At 39.8% G+C, this 3,016-nt stretch carries 3 protein-coding genes and 1 pseudogene; 3 read left to right on the forward strand and 1 reads right to left on the reverse strand.

Annotated features, from left to right (window positions below):
- Nucleotides 1–178 precede the first annotated feature (178 nt).
- Nucleotides 179–361, reverse strand: coding sequence for a YegP family protein (locus tag EXZ60_RS18675; RefSeq protein ID WP_113599308.1), 183 nt, complete (start codon nt 359–361; stop codon nt 179–181).
- Nucleotides 362–697: 336 nt separating this feature from the next.
- On the opposite strand from EXZ60_RS18675, the gene EXZ60_RS18680 reads away from it, so the two are divergent.
- The 3 genes and pseudogenes from EXZ60_RS18680 to EXZ60_RS18690 all read left to right on the forward strand — a co-directional run.
- Nucleotides 698–1,033, forward strand: coding sequence for a hypothetical protein (locus EXZ60_RS18680; RefSeq protein ID WP_277436140.1), 336 nt, complete (start codon nt 698–700; stop codon nt 1,031–1,033).
- Between the two features lie 562 nt (nt 1,034–1,595).
- On the forward strand, nt 1,596–2,678 hold the full coding sequence (locus tag EXZ60_RS18685; protein ID WP_102964594.1) for a DUF6765 family protein: 1,083 nt from the start codon (nt 1,596–1,598) through the stop codon (nt 2,676–2,678).
- 153 nt (nt 2,679–2,831) lie between these two features.
- Nucleotides 2,832–3,016, forward strand: a pseudogene (locus tag EXZ60_RS18690) (hypothetical protein); the annotation flags it as partial.

Here is a 3,016-nt window from a genome sequence, read left to right on the forward strand (position 1 = left end):
TCATTAATTATGTTTAGAGCTTGAGAAACATCCATAAAAAAATCCAAGTGCATTAAATACACTTGGATTTTGACAGCTCTGAAGGATCGTTCAACCGATCACTTTGGCCTTAACTGATCGGCATTAACCTTGATAGGTGGCCTTTGTTGACAACTATAAGCCAGAAACTGGATTCATTTTAAGACTCGTCAACCGTTATTGAGTCTGCGTTATTCTTAACAGAGGCGATACCACTTTCTGCCCCTTGCTTTGAAGCATACATTTCACTGGTCGCAATCACTTGCCCGTTGTCTGCTTTAAGTACAAAATAGTATGGTTGATTGGTATCCTTTGTAGATTTCTTAATTACATACTTGCCCATCTGTTTACTCCTTTTGGATAAATGTAAGTTGTGTGAACGATTTCCCACACTTACATACTCAGGCTGCTGCATATTAACTCAAGTGCATTTTGCATATTTTGTGAGCAAATCATGATTTATCACAGTTTCAGTGAATTCGAAAGTGTAGTGGAAAGATGAATTTGGTCGGCAAACTAGAGGAACACGATATTTAACCTAATTGATACCATGCTAAATTAGCAAAGACACTGGCACGTTTATGTCCCTAGACGTATTTAAGACGCATTCGATCTAACGGCAACCTAGCTGATTTTGCTATACTGCAACTGATCTAAATCTTCTGTCAGGTTGTATGCTATGAGCAAAGAAAAGTTGACCGAAAAAAAGCCTGATTGGTTGTCTTTTACCGAGGCGGTAGAGCGTATTACAGATAATTTCATGGCTAACCGAAATGAGGTTTTCGATGAACTTCGTTCAGATTTGGTGAACCTATATATTTTTCTTTCAAACCTCAAGTTTGCACTTGATAGCCTTCCTGATGGTGATATTGAGCTTTATGACTTGAGCAATGAAATTGGTCGAGTTATTGCAAGTTTGAGTTCACCAAATAAGACACACTTACGTGAAGTCACTAATGGTATTGAACATGGTTTTGATTTAATTAGAAAAGAAAGAGGATCTTCGAATGAGTAAGCTTGATGAATGGGTTGACAAAAATATGACACTAACCAGTATCATCATAATGGTTGCGGGGCTAACGCTTGGATACATCCTTTTCTAACATCGATTGCTAGGGCTTCGACGAAAACCTCAGTCTCTGCAAATTTTACATTTGCAGCAATTCCCACTAGCTCCAATTGTTTAACAGCCTGTTGACAAAATTTGTCTAAATCAAAAATGCCCCGAAACGTGTTCAGGTGCACTTCCTTAACTATAAGGTTGACTGATTAGCTTAGTTGTCTTGGCAATTGTGCAACAAGCTGCTGCACAATTAGGAAACAGCCTTTTTCGTCGGCTCAGATTTGCCCCAAAACGTGCTGAACAAAATAAAACCAAGCATCTTTTAACCTACTAATTGAATAAAGAAAGCTAATGACAGGTAAAAGTCAAAACCTGATCCTATAAGCCCTGCTGACGGGATACTAGGGCTGGTTAATACATCAAGGCTAAATTTATCAAACTCCAATCAATATTAAATATTTCGATTTTATAAGAGGTTATATTGAACAAATAATGTTCAATAGGAGATGCGCAAATGCAAATAGATGGACACCATTCACTCACTTATGTTGTTGCTAGATACGCTGGAATGACACACAACGATGCAGAAAAGTTAGCTTACTGTGCTCAATACGTTGATGAAGCAACCAATTCGGATCCAGTTCGGTTTGACAATGGGGCGATGTTTAACCGTATTTCTTCCGCTCATAAAATGCTCGATTATCGAAATGGTAATGAGCTTGCCAACCATCTAGCATGGATACCTTTTCACTTCCTTCCTGGTAATCAAGGTGAACACTCTGACACTATACCTGAGGGTGGTTTTATTCAGCGTTTGGTTTGTACTCCTGACAGCCCAGTAGCAAGAGATATGCTTAAATCAGTTGCTGCATATAGGAACTCTTCTTTTGGGTTGCACATGATGGGTATTGCAATGCATGTTTACGCAGATACCTTTGCTCATCAGGGTTTCGCAGGAGTAAGCCATAAGATTAACGAGGTAGAAGATATAGAATCAAATTCAGATAGTGGCTTATTGGCTAGAGTAAAAGACAATATCTTTAACTGGAGTATCGCTACCATTTCACCATTGGGTCACGGCCCCGCACTTTCTTTTCCTGATCGTCCTTATGCCGAGTGGAGCTATATTAACGGTACTGGTGATAAGATTACAAGAAACAATACCGAGGATTTCTTGAGTGCTGCGAATCAAATGTACAAGGCAATTAAATGTTTTATCAATGAAGATCAAAGCATGGATATTGACGCTCAAGATGATTTACCCAATGACAAAAAAATCATTTTGAAGTCAGCATTTCAAGACATTAAGCATGAAGATGGTGAAGATCGTCATAAAGAATGGCTGAAACGCATTTCTCGTGGAGAGTTCGGTTTTCCTGCTGTAGAACTAACTTTTGAGGTTAACGGGAGAAATAGTTGGAAAGAAATTGCCAGAGGTAAAGCTATGGCATCGCCTCAATCCGCTGATTTAGTTACGTATAAATATGAAGATTCGTTCTTAAATTCAGACTGGAAGCTTTTCCATGATGCACTGAAAACTTATAGGCTAGCGATTATCAGGGATGTGCTTCCGAAGTACGGAATTTGTGTTGCTTAACTTTGTTTTGGGTGAGCTAGCTGATGTGGCTCGTTCACCCAAAACACGTTAAAGCAACTGCACCAAGAATATTGCTAATATGTTTTCTACATACCTGTAAGACAGCACAGCAGCTAACACTGCTAAGTTTGCCCTGATTGACAGCGTGAAACTGTGAATCGTAAAAGTGGTAACGTGCTAGATTGGGCCTTAGACAGTAGTTGCGAAATGATGTCGAGTAGACGACACCTGTTACCAAGTGTCGCCCCTCTAAGAACCCAGCGTGCAACTTTCACCGCACTAGGCTCAAGCCTTCACGAAGGCACCAGTTGGCACCCAGCAACTTACAAAGCAGTGAG

It is taken from the genome of Vibrio sp. 1151_11 (assembly GCF_029478525.1).
Classification (GTDB): Bacteria; Pseudomonadota; Gammaproteobacteria; order Enterobacterales; family Vibrionaceae; genus Vibrio; species Vibrio anguillarum.